Origin of the sequence: Nocardioides cremeus (assembly GCF_030518195.1) — a bacterium.
GTDB classification, from domain to species: Bacteria; Actinomycetota; Actinomycetes; order Propionibacteriales; family Nocardioidaceae; genus Nocardioides; species Nocardioides cremeus.
In genome coordinates this window covers 1-210 of the sequence record NZ_JAULSC010000487.1, presented here as the reverse complement: position 1 = coordinate 210, position 210 = coordinate 1, and the positions used below count along the sequence as shown (strand labels likewise).

1 pseudogene is annotated in these 210 nt (G+C 75.2%); it reads right to left on the bottom strand.

What is annotated here, in order from left to right:
- Positions 1-210: pseudogene (locus QWJ41_RS21825) on the bottom strand (RNA polymerase subunit sigma-24); the annotation flags it as partial.

Sequence of the window (210 nt, the reverse complement as noted above, 5' to 3'; positions counted from 1 at the left end):
GACCAGCTGGGGGTGCTCGCGCTCGAGCGTCTCCATCGCCTCGAGCAGGTCGAGGCGGGTGCCGGCGATGACGCTGGTGGTGCGGGGGTCGGGGCGCTCGAGGCGTCCGCCGCCCACGGCCAGCGGGTCGGCGGGCACGGCCTGGTTCTTCATCCGGCGGTAGGTGGAGCGGGCGCTGTTGGGCGCGACCCCCGGCCACCAGGTGGTGTA